Genomic DNA, 18290 nt, shown 5'->3' with positions numbered 1-18290 from the left:
TTTGCTTATATAGAAAACTTTAGGCTGTAATTCTTATTAAAGTTTAATTTAATTTCCTTTGTTTAATTAATTTTTCCTACATTTAGGGAGATCAATTGTACTAGGTTATGGTTTGCAGACTGATTCCTTCACTTCTGTTTGCCCTGAACCTTCACGCTCAGACTTTCAATGCAGCTCCGTTTTTGGGTATGGGCAATACGGGATTAGGACAAACCGCAGTCTATAGTATCTCGAACAATCCGACTGGCATTGCTTCGTTGGACGAAGTGCAGGTAGCGGCAGCCTATCAATATCATTTTCTATCTTCCGAAATCCGTACACAAGCTGTTTATTTTGCGATGCCCCTTTCGGAAACCCATACCCTCGCTCTCGGTGCCAATAATCATGGGTTGCAAGGTGTTTCCAGTTTGCTGACACTGAGAGGAGCGTATGCCCGATGTTTTGGACAGTCATTTTCAGCAGGAATATCTGTCAATTATCATCGCTATTACGTCAAAAATTATGACAGTGACCATACGGTTTCTCTTGATTTGGGCTTTCAGTATGCTATAGATGAAAGATTGATACTAGGTGCATTGGCACGAAATGTCAGCAGGGCTTCTTATCGAGATGATGTCTTACAATATGTGCCGACCGAATACGGAATGGGATTTTGTTATACACTTGTGGAGGGGCTGCGTATCGCTTCAGACGTATATTACGATCCTCATACGAAGTTTGATTATCGGGGAGGTATAGAGTATGGGATTGATTCAAGGATATTCCTACGAGGCGGAGCTGCATCACATCCCTTACAATATTTTGCCGGGGCAGGCATAGTTTGGAAGAATATTCGAGCGGATATGGCTTCTTCCTTTCATCCACGGTTAGGCACTTCTCCGCAATTGGCATTGGCTTATGGTTTTTAGGTGTGGAATCTATATCGCCCTCTCGCTGTTGTGTGTGACACTACCTTGTTTTTCACAACAGGAAGCCGTGGATCTGGAAGAATTGTTGATGGAAGCCTTGCCCGAAGAGCTCTCCGAAGACGTGGATATGAGCGAAGTGATAGACCGCCTGCTGGATTATCAAAAGAAGCCCTTGAACCTCAATACGGCAGATGAAAAACAATTGGCCGACTTGGTTTTCCTTTCACCCAAGCAGATCGAAAGCCTGTTGTACCACCGGATGATAGCAGGCGAATTTTTGTCTATCCTCGAACTGCAAGGTATCCGTGACCTGGATTTTCAGACAATCCAGTTGTTGCGGTTGTTTGTGGATGTCAAACCACCTGTCCTGTGGAAGAACCTAAAAACCAAAGATGTGTGGAAAGAAGCCGATCAGATGATATTGTTGCGCTATGGGAGAATGATAGAAAAGCAGCAAGGCTATATGATCGAGGATGAGAACCGTTCCCGGTATTTGGGTGATCCCAATCGCTATTCCGTCCGCTACAGGCTGAATTATGACAACAAAATTCGTCTGGCGTTGAATATGGAAAAGGATGCCGGGGAGCCTTTTTTTCAGGAAAAACAACGTTTGGGTTTTGATTTCTATTCGGGACACTTGGCCGTCCAGGAGATAAACCGCCATGTCAAACAGATTGTCGTAGGAGACTATGCCTTACAGTTTGGGCAAGGCTTGATCCTGTGGAATGGACTCAGTTTTGGTAAAAGTGCCTGGATCAGCAGTGCGGCGCGGCAAGGTCGGGGATTGGTGCCCTATTCCTCGATGAACGAAAGCAATTTTCATCGCGGCATATCGGGTACATTCGCTTTGGGACAGTTTGAGGTCACACCTTTTGTGTCGTACAACAGGTTGTCCGGTAAGGTAGAACCTTCCGAAGAGGGAGGGGCTACGATCACGACTATCAACTACTCTGGTCTGCACCGCACCCCTACAGAGCAGTCTTACCGAAAAGCCATAGGACAGCTTAACTATGGGACGAATATTGCCTACAGCTATCAACGGCTCAAGGTGGGATTGACCTACCTGTCTACCTCCTTTACCGGAACGGTAGAACGCGGAACAAACCTCTACCAGCAGTTTGATTTCGAGGGAAAATCTCTACAGCAACTGGGATTGCATTACAATTATACCTACCGCAACCTCTATCTGTTTGGTGAAGCAGCCAAGAGCTTTGGCGGTGGATCGGCCGTCAATAGCGGTATTCTGGCGAGTCTGCACCCCAAGTTGTCCGCGGTCGTTCATTACCGGAATTATGCGCGGGACTATCGGCAGTTTTACGCCCGTTCATTGGGCGAAGGTTCGCAGGTCGGGAATGAAAAAGGCGTGTATTCAGGACTTGTCTACCATCCTAGCCGCAAGATAGAGTGGGTCGCCTATATGGATGTCTTTCACTTCCCCTGGTTACGGTACCGTGTGGATGCCCCGAGCCAGGGTACGGATTTTTTGACCCAATTTACTTACTCTTGGTATAAGAAGGGAGCGATCAAGGTGCGGTATAGGCAGAGGTTACGGCAGGAAAACCTATTGCCCGATACACGGCATGAGAATCTTCTGGCCGATGTAGTACGCAACCAGTTGCGGTTAGAGTTTCAGTACAAATGGAGCGATACATGGTCTACGCGGAGTCGGTTGGAAGGAAGTCGGTATGACAAAGAACAGGAGGAGAACGCACGTGGATGGCTGATTTACCAGGATGTGGCCTGGCGGGGCTTGCGGGGCAAGGTGCAGAGTAATGTGAGGATGGCATTTTTTGATACGCAAGGGTACAATGCGAGGATATATGCCTATGAGAGTAATGTCCTCTATGCTTCGGGATTTCCGATGTACTATGATAAAGGTATACGTGCCTATTGGAATGTACGCTGGCGGTTACTGCGGAAAATGGATCTATGGGCCCGCTATGCCATCACGAAATATGCCGATAAGGAGGAGATCGGCTCGGGGTTGGACAGGATAGACGGAGACAAACGTTCGGATATCACAATACAGTTGAGATGGCAGTGGTAGCACAAAATATATTGAGACTTTCGCTTGGTAAAGTTCCGGTTGCCAAGGTGTTGTTGCCCTATGTGTCGGGGATTCTGTTGGCACAATATCTTGCGGTGGAATTCCTCGGAGGAGCGTGGGTATGGACGATGCTGTTTTTCCTTGTGTTGATCAGTATAGGGTTGAATTTTTATAGCCGCGGACGCAAGGTATGGAAGATCCTACAAGCCCTATCTATCTTCCTTTTTTGGGGATTGCTGGGGTATTGGTCGGTCATCAAGACAAATCCTGTCTATCAACAAAACTACTTTTTGTCCATGGAGGCGGGGCAGTACACCGGACAGATCATCGATGAACCTGTCTTTCGGGAGAAAAGTATTCGGTTTCCGTTACGGATCAAGTCAGCCCAAACTGCGGATTCTTCCTTTCGTGTCACTGGCACTATTATGGTTACGCTCGCTAGAGAGGAAAAGGACAGTGTGCAGAATCCTTTACAATATGGCGATGTCATTGCCATTAAAAATACGATCAAAGCTGTGCCGCCACCTTACAATCCTTATGAATTTGATTATCGCACTTATCTGGCCAATAAGGATATCGGGTATCAATGCTACTTGTCATCCGATCAGTATAAGTTGGTTTCCACAGGAGAAGGCAATTTCCTGGTGTCTTGGTCTTTGCAGTTCCGCCAGCGGCTGATTGAGAAATTTGAAACTTACCAACAGGACAAGCGTGCCTTTCAAGTGGCCATAGCGCTGATTTTTGGTTACCGCTCGCAGATCGATGCTGCGACGTTGCGTGCGTTTACCAATACAGGGACGATCCATGTGCTGAGTGTGTCGGGCTTGCATGTGGGTTTGGTGTTTGGTTTTTTGACCCTGTTGTTGGGGTGGATGGACAGGTTTCGCTATGGCAAGGTGTTGCGCTGTACGGTGATCTTGCTATCGGTATGGTCTTATGTGATTCTGACAGGTATGGCTCCGCCGATTCTGCGTGCGGGTATCATGATTTCTTTTTTTCTGCTGTCCCTTATGGTGAGAAGGAAGCAGATCCCTCTCAATACACTTGCGGCTTCGGCATTCTTTATCCTACTGTTTTCCCCGAAGGCATTGTTTGACGTGGGTTTTCAGCTGTCTTATATGGCTATGTTGGGTATTCTGCTGCTGTATCCTTTGCTGTGTACGCTCTATCTGCCCAACAATAAATATTTGGCGTGGGTAGTCGAGTATTGCTATGTATCTGTGGCGGCACAACTGTTTACCCTACCTTTTGTGCTGTATTATTTCGGACAGTTTCCGAACTATTTTTTGCTGGCCAATCTGTTTATTGCCTTGCCGAGCACGGGGATCATGTATGTAGGGCTGTTGCTGGCCTGTTGTCCGATTGCGGTGCTTAGTGCCTTTTTCGCTAAGGTATTGGACTTTCTGTTGGTGTTTTTGTTGGAGGGTTTGGGTTGGATAGAGCGTTTGCCCTTTGCCACTGTACGAGGTATTGATTGGCCGGTTCCGCTGCTGTTAGGGGGATTGGTATTTGTGCTTGCTACGGTAGTTGCATTGAACAGCAGGAGCAAACGGGCCGTATTATTGGGGGGGTGCATGATCGTGGGAATGGTTTCGATAACGGGGTATACGTCTGTACACAAGAGCCGTTATTCGGGTATGAAAATATATAATATGCGTTCGGCTTTTGCCTTGGCGCATATCGACCGGGGAAAGGTGCTGCTGTATTCTTCATACGATTCCCTCATGCATCCTAATCTGCAATTCAGTGTGTTGCCCGATCTGATGCGGTACAGCGATGTAGACAAGATCGAGTTTGTCCGTATAGGCGGAGAGGGCAGACAGAATAGTATCATCCACATAGGCGAGTATCGCGTGGCATTGGTCGAGGATAGATGGCGGGCAGAGGGATCGGACTCGGTGGATATAGTGGTGTGGCGCAAGAATAACCGAGCCACATTGGATAGTATACGGAAAAATCTGAAGGCAGGGGGGATGGTGATTTTGGATGGTAGCAATAGTGATAAATATGTGTCGGACTTTGAAAAAAAGGTCAATGCGAAAACTTTTCGTGTGTATGGGCTGAAAGATAATTTTGCGTATGTTTGGGATAGGGATTAGCTATGGAACAGGACATACATGCCGTATTAAAACAATATTGGGGGTACGATACTTTCCGCCCGTTGCAGGAGGATATTATCCATTCTGTCTTGCGGGGGAAGGATACCCTTGCGCTGATGCCTACGGGTGGGGGCAAGTCCGTTTGTTTTCAAGTGCCTGCATTGGTGCAGGAGGGGATATGCATTGTGATCAGTCCGTTGATCGCCTTGATGAAGGATCAGGTCGAACACCTCCGTGCCAATGGTATCGAAGCGCTCGCCATCTATTCGGGCATGAGCTATAGGGAGGTCGACATTGCCCTGGACAATTGTGTTTATGGTAAGATCAAATTTCTCTATCTGGCTCCCGAACGCCTGCACTCTGATCTGGTCAAGGAGCGTATACGCTACATGAAGGTCAATCTGTTTGCTATAGACGAAGCCCATTGTATCTCACAGTGGGGGTATGATTTTCGACCATCTTATCTGCAATTGCACCAATTGCGGGAGTTGCATCCTACGATTCCTATATTGGCCCTGACGGCTACGGCAACCCTTCGCGTCGTGGACGATATACAGCAGCAGCTTCACTTTAAGGCTCCGAATGTATTGAAAATGAGCTTCGCCCGCCCCAATCTGGGTTATATGGCCCTGGATGAGGAAAACAAAATGGGCAGGATGTTGCGTATCGTCCATAAAATGGGCGGCACAGGTGTGGTCTACGTGCGCAACAGACGGGAGACACAGGAGGTAGCCCGCTATCTGCTCAATCACGGTATACCATCCGATTATTACCATGCGGGACTTTCTATCAAGGATCGGGAGCAAAAGCAAGATGCCTGGACAAACAACAAGATCAGGGTCATTGTGGCCACGAATGCGTTCGGCATGGGGATAGACAAGGCTGATGTACGTTTTGTGATCCACCTGGACATCCCCGATTCGTTGGAGGCCTATTACCAGGAAGCCGGACGTGCCGGACGGGATGGCAAGAAGGCTTTTCCTGTATTGCTGTATCAGCAGGAAGATAGGGACAGGCTCTGGGATTCGTTGCAGTCCAGTTTTCCGCCCGTGCTCTTTATCCAGCAGGTCTACCATCATCTGCACAATTATTATCAGATAGCTTATGGCGCTGGCAAGGATCTGACATTTGACTTTGATCTGGTCGCCTTTGCGAAGAAGTACGATCTTGATGTGCTGGAGACGATCAGTGCGTTGAAGTTTTTGGAGCGTGACGGTTGGCTGTCCTTGTCGGATGCGGTGTACATTCCCTCCCGTCTGAAGTTTGAAGTGGATTTTCAGGAGCTGTACAAGTTTCAGGTGCAGTCGGTCAAATACGACCCGTTGATCAAGGCTATTCTTCGCACTTATGGAGGGGTATTTGATTTCTATGTGCCGATCAATGAGTACGAGTTTGCCAAGAAATTGCATGTTTCCTATGAAACCATCGTCGGTATGCTCAACAGTTTGCAGCAGCAGGAGATCCTGTCCTATCACAAGAGTACGGATCAGCCACAGTTGCAGTTTTTGCAGCATAGGGTGGATTATAAAAACCTGTATATAGACACCGATTTCATCCGAGAGCAGAAGGATATCAAAGAAGAGCAGCTCAAGGCCATTTACCACTATCTCGATACCAAAGACTGCCGAAGCCAAGCCTTATTGGCCTATTTTGGAGAAGAGGATGCCGAGACCTGTGGCGAATGTGATCTTTGCCTCGTGCGAAAGCATAAAGCCGATCAGGAGCTGAAGATAGAACAACAGATACGGGTGCTTTTGTCGGAAAAGCCTCTGCATCTGCACGATTTGATCGATTCGATCTCTGTTGGGGACGAAAGCATACGTATACAGATCCTACGCCGCTTGGTAGACGATGGCAAGGTGGAGGTGGATGAGGAGGTGTATTCGTGGATTCAGCCTGTTTAGGATTCGATGGATACCCGGAACCAGCATGGGCTAATTGATGGTATAGCCGATAGCAAGGTCAATTTTTTGCAGGCGATGCTGATTTGAGATTGTCTTTTTGGCGTCGGGAGAACCGCCTTGTTGGTCAATATCGGACGTGTATTTGATTTCGGTACGTATCCTCTTGCCATGTCGATAGCCTATGCCTCCAGATAAGATGAACGAAGAGGATTGGTAATTTCCGTCATAAGTATGCGTAAAAGAAGAGGAAGTATAGCCTTTTTTGTGCAGTTCTCTCTTTGTTCCGGCAAGAAACCGAATGCCAAACATCGCAGTCGTGTATAAGCTACTCGCGCTATTGATGTGGTAATAATATCGGCCTCCCACAGGCACATTGAGTCCCTTGTATTTGTATGTGGCATAAAGAAGGTCGCTGGCTTTGTTTTCGTCATTAGCCATGGAAAAATTTGGATCTACCAATACACTGAATTTTTTGTGGAGTCTCGGGAAAATATATTCGACCTCAATACCTGCCTGTGGAACAAAAAACTCATGCTTTATGTCCAAAAAAGTTTGTGTGGCAAAGCCTACGCCACCCTTTAGTGTAATATTGAATTTGGATTGGTTTTGATAAACTTTTGTAGCGGTATTGTTTCCAGATACACATGCGTTGTATGCCAAGAAATAGTTTGTTAGGCTACTGCGACTGTACCTCATATTGGATGTGTTCAAAGTAGATGTTGTGCAGCTAAGTTCTTTGGTGAGTTCCTCTTTGTATTGTTCGTTTTTGGCTATAATTTTGGGTCTGATATAAAAGGGTTTATAGAGTAAGGGTTTGGGTGAACCGTTCCCCTTGGAGTAAAAAAAGTTGACCTTTTCCTTGTCTTCGTGCGATAACAGGGAGGCTGGACCCTCTACCTCATATTTAAGGAAAACTGTGTTTTCAACGAAATCGAACTGACTGGAATCTGAGAGGTCAAAACCAGTGTGAGCGGATATTTCCAACGGTAAGTTTTCTGCACGGATAAACTTTGCCGTATTGTAAATGCCAAATTCTTTCACATCATGGACTGTCAGTTTTTTGGGTTTGTCTTCTGTCGCTAGTTTGTATTCAAAAGCCTCCGGATTGTGTATCCAATCTATATTCTTGATCAGGCATTCCGTTTTTTTGTTTGTGTTGTCTATGAAATAACCGTTTTGATATTTGCTTTGGCCATAGGCTATGTGGAAGTTTAGAAAAAGGGTTAGAGCTAATAATAGAGGGTATTTCATAAAATAATAGATTTGACCAAAGATAAAGATTTCTTTTGAAAGCGATTTTATTTTTCACCGAAAACGTTTACCTTTATTCGATAACCAACTTAAACAGTTTTTTGTATGGAACAATTTTTAATTTATTTACCCGCAGTACTTGCTGTATTAGGGCTTTTGTTTATGGTTTCCAAGGCCAGTTGGGTCGGGAAACAGGATTCCGGCGAGAGCAGGATGCAGTTTATTTCCAAGAGTATCAAAGAAGGTGCAATGGCTTTTTTGAAGGCCGAATACCGTATCCTTCTAATCTTCGTGGTCATTGCGTCGATTGCTTTATTTATTGTATCTACCTTGGTAGAGACCACACACTGGATCATTGTGGTCGCCTTTGTGTTTGGTGCATTCTTTTCGGCTTTGGCTGGTAATATCGGTATGCGTATCGCGACCAGTGCCAATGTGCGTACGACACAGGCCGCCCGCCAGAGCTTGCCACAGGCCTTGAAGGTCTCATTTTCGGGAGGTACCGTCATGGGATTGGGTGTTGCCGGATTGGCTGTATTGGGGTTGAGTATATTTTTCCTTTTGTTTATTAAGATGTTTGTGACCGAGGGAGGAAGTTTTTATAACGAGATGACCGTTGTGCTGGAAGCGTTGGCCGGATTCTCGTTGGGAGCCGAATCCATTGCTTTATTTGCCCGCGTAGGCGGAGGTATCTATACCAAGGCTGCCGATGTGGGAGCAGATCTGGTCGGTAAGGTCGAAGCAGGTATTCCCGAGGATGATCCCCGCAATCCCGCGACCATTGCCGACAATGTGGGTGACAATGTGGGTGATGTAGCCGGAATGGGTGCCGATCTGTTTGGTTCCTATGTAGCTACGGTATTGGCTTCCATGGTATTGGGCAATTATATTATCAAGGATATGTCCGAGGCTACAGGGACGGTGTATACCGATGCTTTCCACGGTATGGGGCCTATACTTCTGCCCATCGTGATTGCCGGGGTAGGAATATTGGCGTCGATCATAGGGACATTCTTTGTCAAGGTATCCAGCAATGATGCCAAAGAGGCGCAGGTACAAAAGGCGTTGAATCTGGGCAACTGGACATCGATCATCTTGACCGTCATCGCGTGTTTCTTCCTGATCCAGTACATGCTTCCCGAAGTTATTCAGATGAAGTTTTTCGGTGAAGGAGTGAAAGAGGTTTCACGTATGAATATTTTCTATTCGACGATTGTGGGATTGGCCGTAGGTGGTTTGATCTCATCGTTTACCGAGTACTATACTGGATTGGGTAAAAAACCTGTGTTGAATATCGTGAAAAACTCTTCTACGGGAGCGGCGACCAATATCATTGCCGGTTTGGCGACAGGGATGATCTCTACGTTCTCATCGGTATTGTTGTTTGCTTTTGCGATCTGGGGTTCGTACTCGCTGGCTGGGTTCTACGGTGTGGCTATTGCGGCTTCAGCCATGATGGCGACTACGGCCATGCAGTTGGCTATTGATGCATTCGGGCCTATTGCGGACAATGCCGGAGGTATTGCCGAGATGAGTGAGCTACCGAAAGAAGTGCGCCAAAGAACGGATATTCTCGATTCGGTCGGTAACACTACCGCTGCGGTGGGCAAGGGATTTGCAATTGCTTCTGCGGCATTGACAGCCTTAGCTTTGTTTGCGGCTTATGTGACCTTTACAGGTATCGATGGTATCAATATTTTCAAGGCCGATGTATTGGCCGCCTTGTTTATCGGCGGTATGATCCCGGTGGTTTTTTCAGCCCTGGCTATGCAGTCCGTGGGCAGGGCCGCGATGGATATGGTCAACGAGGTGCGTCGCCAGTTTAGAGAAATCCCCGGTATCCTCGAGGGTACAGGCAAGCCTGAGTATGGCAAGTGTGTGGATATATCGACCAAGGCGGCTCTGCGCGAAATGATGTTGCCGGGCGCTATGACGATCATTACACCTATTATCGTCGGTTTTGTGATGGGCCCGGAGGCTTTGGGTGCTTATATGGCAGGTGTAGCCGTATCGGGTGTGCTATGGGCAATCTTCCAAAACAATGCCGGTGGTGCCTGGGACAATGCCAAGAAATCCTTTGAGGCAGGAGTCGAGATCAATGGCGAGATGACCTACAAAGGTTCGGAAGCCCACAAAGCCGCCGTGACAGGTGATACGGTAGGAGATCCTTTCAAGGATACCTCTGGCCCATCAATGAATATCCTGATCAAATTGACTTGTCTGGTGGGATTGGTCATTGCTCCGATTTTGGGTGGACATACTTTGGATAATGCCAAGAAGAAAGACAAGGTAGAGACCAAAGAGAAGATCGTGAAGGTGGAAAAGGAAAATGTTTTTACAACATTGACCAGAAAATAAAAATATGTATATATTTTTGTAGAGACGCAATGCATTGCGTCTCTACAGTATACAAAGGGCCGACTATAATGTCGCCCCTTTTTGTTTATATATCGGGAAAGATGGATCGCCAATGTAAATTATCCTGAACAGAAACCGCTTTTGTTTGTTCTTGTGATACAGACAACAAAATCTTACTATTATGATACAAGCAAAATTTCAAAATTGTATAGAAGCCTGTCAGAAATGTGTAGCAGTCTGTCACCAATGTGCCATAGCGTGTCTGAATGAAGATCATGTAGCACACCTTAAAAACTGTATCCAGCTAGATTTGGAATGTGCTGCTATTTGTGAAGCGGCAGTAAGCGTAATGAGTATGGATGGACAGATGAGCGAAGACCTTTGCCGGATATGCGCAGATATATGCAACAGGTGTGCAGATGAATGTGAAAAGCATGCAGCCATGGGTATGGAGCACTGTCGCGAATGCGCCGAGGTCTGTCGTGCCTGTGCTATCGCTTGTGAAGAGATGGCAGCAGCTTAGGAACTCTAATCGGATAGATTTTAATAAATAGTGGTGCGCATATAGTCTGCTGTACCTGTAGTTTATGATTGTATCATACATATGCTTGTATTAACATATGGAACAATCGTAGAGGATGTGGAATGGCCTAAAGAATTTGCGATCTTTGTGTAAGTTTATTTTTTTTGTTTTGAAAGTATACTATTATGGATGAATATTACGTTCCTCCCCAGACACGCATAGGGCATGTTCATTTAAAAGTTTCTGATCTAGACCGTGCTCTTTCATTCTACAGGGGTTTATTGGGGTTTGAACTGACAATGACGTACGGAGATCAGGCTGCGTTTCTTTCAGCAGGTGGCTATCATCACCATATAGGGCTGAATACCTGGCACAGTAGGGGGCTTCCACAGGCACAGCCTTATACTGTTGGCCTCTATCATATAGCTATTGTTTACCCTACCCGAAAAGATCTGGCTGTCATCTTTAAAAGACTACGCCATGCACGCTATCCGCTGACAGGAGCGAGTGATCATGGTGTGTCAGAAGCTCTGTACCTTGACGACCCCGATGGCAATGGTGTAGAGCTGTATTGGGATCGGCCGAAAGAACTTTGGCCGCTTAAACCCGATGGATCCTTAGAAATGTACACCATGGCACTGGATCTGGCCGACCTGTTACAGGAGGCTGATGAATAAATTTACAAAAACGTGAATAATCTTTATTGTAATAATTTTTATTACAATAAAGATGTGCTTACCTTTGCTTTCGATATGAACAATACAAGATTTGCGACAGTCATCCATATTCTGACACTTTTAGCCAGGAGCCCCGGCCAATGGCTGAGCTCGGACTGGATTGCAGGCAGTATCCATATCAACCCCGTCATTGTCCGAAAAGAACTGGGGATCTTACAGGAACGGGGATGGGTGACGAGCAGGAAAGGCAAAGAGGGAGGTTCCATGTTGGACGTTCCATCCGATCAGATTACCTTAGCAGATATCTATCAGGTCGTTAAAAATGCAAACATCTTAGGGAAGAAAAATCTTGACCCCAATCCAAAATGTCCCGTAGGGAAAGATATTAATGATGAACTGGACAGTCTTTTTCTCGAAATGGACAGGCTCATCGGCACATCACTCCAACAGAAGACATTGCAAGATTTTGTGAAACAGTTTGATTGAAATTTTTTTATACATAAATGTAATATAAGTTGTTACAAATTAGGTTTGATTAATATGAAGATAGGAATTACAGGTGCTACCGGGCAACTAGGTCGTTTGGTAGTGGAAAAGCTAAAAAACAACGTAAACCCCAAAAATATAGTTGCTTTGGTACGTTCGCCGGAGAAAGCTGTTGATTTGAATGTCGAGGCCAGAGCGTTCGATTACGGCCAACCAGACATTTTAGCGGATGCGCTGACAGGGATCGATCATTTGCTATTGATTTCGGGAAGCGAAGTTGGCCAACGTTTCGCACAGCATCAGAATGTGATCGAAGCAGCCCGTAAGGCGAACGTTAAGTGGATTGTGTACACCAGCCTGCTCCATGCCGATACGTCGAGCTTGAGCCTGGCGACAGAACACCAGCAGACAGAGGAATTATTGAAATCCTCGGGAATACCCTACACTGTTCTGCGGAATGGATGGTACACCGAAAATTATACCGCCTCCATTCCGGGAGCTTTGGCAGCAGGTGCGTTCGTAGGCAGTGCCGCCGATGGAAAGATTTCATCAGCAGCCCGTGAGGACTATGCCGAAGCAGCTACCGTTGTCTTGACTAGTGAAGGGCATGTGGGCAATGTCTATGAACTGGCGGGCGATGCAGCTTATACCTTGCAGGATCTTGCCGCAGAAATATCCAGACAGACAGGCAAGCATATTCCCTATAACAACCTGTCCGAAGAAGAATATGCTGAAGTGTTAAAGTCAGTGGGCCTGCCCGAAGGATTGGCTTCGGCCATAGCAGGTTGGGACGTAGGTGCTTCCCAAGGCGACTTGTTTGACGATAGCCATCAACTGTCCAGATTGATCGGACGCCCGACCACTTCTTTGGCTGATATTGTTGAAAAGGCTTTGGTCTAATCATCATGCGCTATGTAGAGACTTTCTCCTAATGTTTGTCGAAGGCAAATGTAGGAGAGGGTCTTCGGAATTTTTGCCCTGTTATTCTAATTTGCCTTCCGCTTCCAGAATGGTTTTTTAGGCTTCTTGTCGCTACCGATGAGATAACCATAAGGCTGTAGGTAGGGGACGCGGTCGCAAATAATCTTCAAAATACCTGCAATAGGTATAGCCAGTATCATTCCGGGGATGCCCCATACCGCTTCTGCCAGGACCAGACTACATATTGTAAATAGAGGATTGATATTGACCTCATTGCCTACCACGAGTGGTTCCAGTAGGTAAGTTTGTATAAATTGTACGACGATGTATATAGCCAGCACACCCAAAATCATGTCAGTTTCTCCTCCTTGAGCCGTTACCCCCAGTATTGTGATCGCTGTACCCGTTAGGTTTCCAATGAAAGGAATCAGCTCCAATAACCCATAGACGATAGCAAAGAACAAAGCATTCTCTACTCCAATAGCGGTAAAGCCGATCCCGTAGAGGATCCATAGTGTGACGATCATTTTGGCCAGTCCCGTCATGTAGCTGGCAGCCACTTGGCTTGCCGAATCTACGATCTCTAGCGTGCGTTCCCGACGGTTCAGATCGGTTATTTTCAAAAGGAAATTCTTCAATCGAGCCCGATAGAAGAGAAAAAGATATGTATAGACAAATACCAGAATAACGTCTATAGACAGACTAAAAAAACCGGCGATAACCTGTTGTGCCATTCCGCCATTGCCCGATCCGTTCTTGATCTGTTCTTCTGCGATGGCTTTCTGTTCGCTAGGAGCTATACCAGATCTTTCCCTAATCCATCCCTGTAGGTTGGAAAGCATCTGAGAGAGGTTTTTTTTCATATCGTCCAGTTGCTCCGCAAAACTTTGTAGCTGCCAGTTCAGCAGAAAGACGAGGCCAGCAAGACAAGCTGCCAGAATAACGACCGAGAGGAGTGCACTGGCCCATCGTGGGAGCCCCTTATGCTCCAATCGTGTCGAGGGGACGACAAAGAGCATGGATAAGATAGATGCAATAGCTATCGGAGCTAATACTTCTTTGCCGAAGTACAAGATAAGGACGGTCAATACAATGAATAAAGAAACCTGTATCCCTTTAGAAAGTGTTTTATCCATGCAGTTTCAGTAAATAAAAGATTTGTAAACGTACTCTTTTCAAGAATATAACAAGCCCAGACAAAAAAAGTTGTTGAGAATCAAAAACATTCTTCCTTTAAAAAATGGAATTTTAGTGAACTATATTAATATTTTGTAGCATATAATAGGTATATTTACTTTTTAGCAAACTATAGATTCATGCAGGACCATAAGCTCGCCGTTTTGATTGATGCCGACAACGTGCCTTACGCCAATGTGAAGGAAATGTTGGAGGAGATTTCCAAAAATGGCACACCCACCGTCAAACGGATATATGGCGACTGGACAAAGCCCAATCTCTCCGGTTGGAAAAATGTATTGCTCGATAACGCCATTACGCCCATTCAGCAGTATAGCTATACTACCGGCAAAAACTCTTCGGATAGCGCATTGATCATCGATGCGATGGATATTCTTTATTCCGAAAAAGTGTCCGGATTCTGTATCGTTTCGAGTGACAGCGACTTCACCAGATTAGCGATAAGACTGAGGGAGGCGGGTATGCTCGTGATCGGCTTGGGCGAGAAGAAGACACCGCCGCCCTTTATTGCAGCTTGTAATAAATTTATCTACATCGAAATTCTGAAGCCCGTAGAGAGGGAGGAAGATGTTAAGGTACAGACAAAATCTGTAACCAGATCGAAGACCAAACCTGTTCGAAAAGCTATAGATAAGGTAGATAAAGAAACAGTGAAGCTTATCGTAAATAGTGTCAACGATCTGGCCGACGAGACAGGATGGGCTTTGCTCGCTTCTTTGGGTAATTTGATTTCCAAAAAGAAACCTGATTTTGACCCGCGAAACTATGGATTCAATAAGTTGTATGACCTTATAAAGCATGTCGACAGGTTTGAAATTGATGAAAGAGATTCCGGAGGGCATAAACATGTCAAGCATATTTACTTGCGCCTGCGATGACGATGATGTGTACCGGATCGGATTCGTGTATAATCACCATTTTCTGTGTTGTCATTGGGTCGGCTGTCCACCCACGACGACAACTTTAAACTGTATCCCCGGTGCTGTAGGTGCGGCATTATTGGAGTAATGCATCCGCAAAGTTACAGATCCTTTTTTGATACCATAAGAAAAATGGACTGTCCGGCCGCTTTCGTAATAAGAAAGGGGTAAGGCACTCCAGGGATCGCCCCAGAAAAAACCTCCATACACCTGTACACTTCCTCCATTTAAGACCTCATCGGTAATCTCGGGAAGGTCTAAGGAAGCCGTGACGTAGTTTGTGCCATATAAAGTCGTCTGCCTCCAGGTAATATTTGCCGGTAGGAATATCTTAGAAACAACATTGGCATTTCCGGCGGGACCTGCTGGACCTTCTGGTCCTATTTCTCCTTTTTTGCAAGAGGCCAGTGATAAGACCAGCATGAGCAGTACAAGCAATTTTTTCATAGCTTTTCGTATTTGTTTTAAGCAAATAAGCTACATTTTTCTTTTCCCTTTTTCCAAAATGAGCCAACAGCTTATTTCAACGCGTGAAAAGCCAATTTCACTTAGTTATAATTGGTTATTTTTGCAGGAACGCTTCGGTAGGATCTGGACTCTCAGTACCGCGTCTACGTGTGTATCTTTCTTGTTTCCAGAAAAAGCTCGATCCGATTGACATCCTCTATATGGCACAGTGCTAGTTTTTTACGGACATCTTTTGGGGTGAATGAAGAGAAAAATATCGACTTGGTATGCAAAAATCCTATTCGTAAATTGGTACTTTTATCAAAAAAAATAAAAACTGCTGAAATATCCATGTAGCGGAGGTTAAGTAGACAGGTAAGCTGATCTGTTAAAAAACAAACTGCGAAACCTACCTATCGCTGATGGATGCTCATGTGTGTCTTTTATAACGACAATAAGTGGCAAATAATCAGATATATATGCATACGTACAATTTCGACGAGATCATTGACCGTAGCGGCACCAATAGTGTCAGTTTTGAAGGTTGGAGACAATCTATGTTTGGCTCGGACAAGAATGCGACATTTCCTTTTGACGACAGTGATTATATCCGGTTATGGGTAGCCGATATGGACTTTGCTACACCGCCAGAGGTCTTGGACGCTATTCGGGAGCATCTGGATCGCAAGATCTTGGGATACACCCGTATATACGACGATAGTTATTTTGCGGTGCTGTCCTCTTGGTTTCGTAGACGATATGAGTGGGCCATCCAGGAAGAAGATCTGGTGATCTCTCCGGGGATCGTCCCGGCACTCAATCGCCTGGTAGGATTGCTGACGGAGCCGGGAGAAAATATCCTGATCCATACCCCTGCTTATGCACCTTTTAAACATGCCGGGGACTATCACGGGCGGCAGGTATTTTACAGTCCCCTTGTCCAGCAGGAAGGTTATTATACGGTGGATTTTGAAGATATGGAGCGACAGCTGGCGGATGGAGCGAAGAACATAAAGCTTTTTATCCTGTGCCATCCGCACAATCCTACAGGCAGAGTGTGGAGTGAGGAGGAACTGCGCAAGATGGGTGACCTCTGTCGGCGCCACGGCATTTGGATCATTTCTGATGAGATCCATTGTGACCTTTTGCGCAAGGGACAGCAGCATATCCCTTTGGCGAGACTTTTTCCGGACAATGATCGCATCATCACCTGTACAGCCCCTAGCAAGACATTCAATCTGGCCGGGAGCCCGATGTCACATCTGTTTATCCCGCACAAAGCAGTGCGGAAAGAATGGCTGCGTTTGTATGCCGAGGTACTATCTCCATTGAGCATCGTGGCTACACAGACGGCCTATGCTTCCTGCGAAGATTGGTTGGAGCAGTTGAAACAGTATTTGGACAACAATTTTGCCTTCCTGCGGACACAACTGGAAGCGGAGGTACCGAAAGTGCAGTTCTATATTCCGCAGTCTACTTACCTGGCTTGGGTAGATATCTCTGCCTATCTGGAGCATAGAGCAGATAAAAACAATGTAGCGATGGACTTTGCACGGCATGGGGTGCTGATAGAAGATGGCAAGATGTTCGTCCACAATGGCGAAGGGCATATCCGCATCAACATCGCCTGTCCTAGGGCTGTCCTGGCCGAAGGGATCAAACGAATGGTGAAGGCATTGCACAATTTGTAAAGGGGGGCAAAGTGCTGATCGCCTGACTTGCACAGGTGGACAAGGCTTACAGCAGCCCTACACCTCCCACCCTGTACCGTAGCCCGACCTCGTGTGTATTGGTCGAAATACGTTGGTTCAGCGTATGGCTCTTGCTGGCGAACTGGTAGCTGTAGCCGAGACCAAAGTTGCCAAAGTTAAGCTGCATCAGCGCCGACAGGTCTCCCTGGTTCTGCACCCCCATGCCCAGACCCAGTTTGCGTGCCATGAACAGCAGCACACTCACGTCGTAGCGCGGTGCCAGATCATCCATATGGCTTACCAACAGCGAGGGACGAAGATGAAAAGCCTCGTCCAGACCGATCAAAGCACCGGCAGTGATGTAGTACACGTTACGGAACTCGTAGTCAACGTTGTCCTGCCTACTCAGCGAAAACCTCGGCATCGATATGCCAAAGTAATAGCGGTCCGGACGGTAGTAACTCGTGCCGATACTTAGAAACCCACTTGTCTCCCGGACATCCTCCCTAAATGAGGGGTCGTTTTGATCGTCGATACCCATATAGTTGCCCTGGAAGTGGATCAGACCTCCCCCCATGGACAGGCTCAGATACTCCTCCTCGGTGATACGGACCGCCTTGGCCACATAACCCGAGAACTCTGTTTCTTTTGAAACACCCATAGCCGCATGCTTCGCATCCAGACCTACCGTCAGCAAGGCAAAAAACAGGGAAAATCCTCGAAGTACATGGTTTTGTACATCAAAAAAAGATAATTTCGGCCGATGTACATCATTTTGTACATTCAAAAAAACACCGATCCCCTTACTATCACGATTCCTGCCTCTCTCCACATCTTAACACCGGGCACACGTGTGCTCGA

15 protein-coding genes are annotated in these 18290 nt (G+C 46.3%); 11 read left to right on the top strand and 4 right to left on the bottom strand.

Translation table 11 applies throughout. From position 1 onward, the window contains the following. The first annotated feature begins 107 nt into the window (after window positions 1–107). Genes G5B00_RS00680 through G5B00_RS00665 form a run of 4 tightly spaced genes read left to right on the top strand, consistent with a single transcriptional unit; the run spans window position 108 to window position 6958 of the window. A complete protein-coding gene (locus tag G5B00_RS00680) occupies window positions 108–908 on the top strand; it encodes a conjugal transfer protein TraF (protein ID WP_163871319.1) in 801 nt (266 codons plus the stop codon). Then, a complete protein-coding gene (locus G5B00_RS00675; protein ID WP_163871318.1) occupies window positions 898–2955 on the top strand; it encodes a helix-hairpin-helix domain-containing protein in 2058 nt (685 codons plus the stop codon). The genes G5B00_RS00680 and G5B00_RS00675 overlap by 11 nt, the downstream gene beginning before the upstream one ends. Next, complete coding sequence (locus G5B00_RS00670; protein ID WP_163871317.1) at window positions 2943–5054, top strand: ComEC/Rec2 family competence protein; 2112 nt, start codon at window positions 2943–2945, stop codon at window positions 5052–5054. The genes G5B00_RS00675 and G5B00_RS00670 overlap by 13 nt, the downstream gene beginning before the upstream one ends. A gap of 2 nt (window positions 5055–5056) precedes the next feature. Further along, on the top strand, window positions 5057–6958 hold the full coding sequence (locus G5B00_RS00665) for an ATP-dependent DNA helicase RecQ (protein ID WP_163871316.1): 1902 nt from the start codon (window positions 5057–5059) through the stop codon (window positions 6956–6958). A 30-nt stretch (window positions 6959–6988) separates the two neighbouring features. On the opposite strand, the gene G5B00_RS00660 is transcribed toward G5B00_RS00665, so the two are convergent. After that, entirely contained in the window at window positions 6989–8209 is a 1221-nt protein-coding gene (locus G5B00_RS00660) for a hypothetical protein (RefSeq protein WP_163871315.1), read from the bottom strand. A 105-nt stretch (window positions 8210–8314) separates the two neighbouring features. Between G5B00_RS00660 and G5B00_RS00655 the strand changes: the two genes are divergently transcribed. The 5 genes from G5B00_RS00655 (at window position 8315) to G5B00_RS00635 (ending at window position 13153) form a co-directional block, all read left to right on the top strand. Beyond that, window positions 8315–10567 (top strand): sodium-translocating pyrophosphatase, encoded by a 2253-nt coding sequence (locus G5B00_RS00655; RefSeq protein WP_163871314.1) that lies wholly within the window; start codon window positions 8315–8317, stop codon window positions 10565–10567. Between the two features lie 181 nt (window positions 10568–10748). Next, window positions 10749–11090 (top strand): four-helix bundle copper-binding protein, encoded by a 342-nt coding sequence (locus G5B00_RS00650; RefSeq protein WP_163871313.1) that lies wholly within the window; start codon window positions 10749–10751, stop codon window positions 11088–11090. Window positions 11091–11275: 185 nt separating this feature from the next. Further along, window positions 11276–11767 carry a VOC family protein gene (locus G5B00_RS00645; protein ID WP_163871312.1) on the top strand — a complete coding sequence of 164 codons (492 nt, stop codon included), beginning with the start codon at window positions 11276–11278 and terminating at the stop codon, window positions 11765–11767. A 75-nt stretch (window positions 11768–11842) separates the two neighbouring features. Next, window positions 11843–12253 carry an Rrf2 family transcriptional regulator gene (locus tag G5B00_RS00640; RefSeq protein WP_163871311.1) on the top strand — a complete coding sequence of 137 codons (411 nt, stop codon included), beginning with the start codon at window positions 11843–11845 and terminating at the stop codon, window positions 12251–12253. Window positions 12254–12307: 54 nt separating this feature from the next. Continuing rightward, a complete protein-coding gene (locus G5B00_RS00635) occupies window positions 12308–13153 on the top strand; it encodes an SDR family oxidoreductase (RefSeq protein ID WP_163871310.1) in 846 nt (281 codons plus the stop codon). An 86-nt stretch (window positions 13154–13239) separates the two neighbouring features. Here G5B00_RS00635 and G5B00_RS00630 read toward each other — a convergent pair whose 3' ends face one another. Beyond that, a complete protein-coding gene (locus G5B00_RS00630) occupies window positions 13240–14310 on the bottom strand; it encodes an AI-2E family transporter (RefSeq protein ID WP_163871309.1) in 1071 nt (356 codons plus the stop codon). A 180-nt stretch (window positions 14311–14490) separates the two neighbouring features. Between G5B00_RS00630 and G5B00_RS00625 the strand changes: the two genes are divergently transcribed. After that, window positions 14491–15249, top strand: a complete 759-nt coding sequence (locus tag G5B00_RS00625; RefSeq protein WP_163871308.1) for an NYN domain-containing protein — start codon at window positions 14491–14493, stop codon at window positions 15247–15249. Window positions 15250–15300: 51 nt separating this feature from the next. Here G5B00_RS00625 and G5B00_RS00620 read toward each other — a convergent pair whose 3' ends face one another. After that, window positions 15301–15738 (bottom strand): hypothetical protein, encoded by a 438-nt coding sequence (locus G5B00_RS00620; protein ID WP_163871307.1) that lies wholly within the window; start codon window positions 15736–15738, stop codon window positions 15301–15303. Between the two features lie 479 nt (window positions 15739–16217). Between G5B00_RS00620 and G5B00_RS00615 the strand changes: the two genes are divergently transcribed. After that, on the top strand, window positions 16218–17429 hold the full coding sequence (locus tag G5B00_RS00615) for a MalY/PatB family protein (protein WP_163871306.1): 1212 nt from the start codon (window positions 16218–16220) through the stop codon (window positions 17427–17429). A 46-nt stretch (window positions 17430–17475) separates the two neighbouring features. Here the strand turns inward: G5B00_RS00615 and G5B00_RS00610 are convergent, their stop codons facing one another. Next, entirely contained in the window at window positions 17476–18261 is a 786-nt protein-coding gene (locus G5B00_RS00610; RefSeq protein ID WP_163871305.1) for a type IX secretion system membrane protein PorP/SprF, read from the bottom strand. Window positions 18262–18290: the final 29 nt, after the last annotated feature.

The sequence above is a fragment of the Parapedobacter sp. SGR-10 genome, from assembly GCF_011030405.1.
GTDB lineage: Bacteria > Bacteroidota > Bacteroidia > Sphingobacteriales > Sphingobacteriaceae > Sphingobacterium.
The sequence above is the reverse complement of the archived record's forward strand: the minus strand, read 5'-3'. Positions and strand labels throughout refer to the sequence as shown.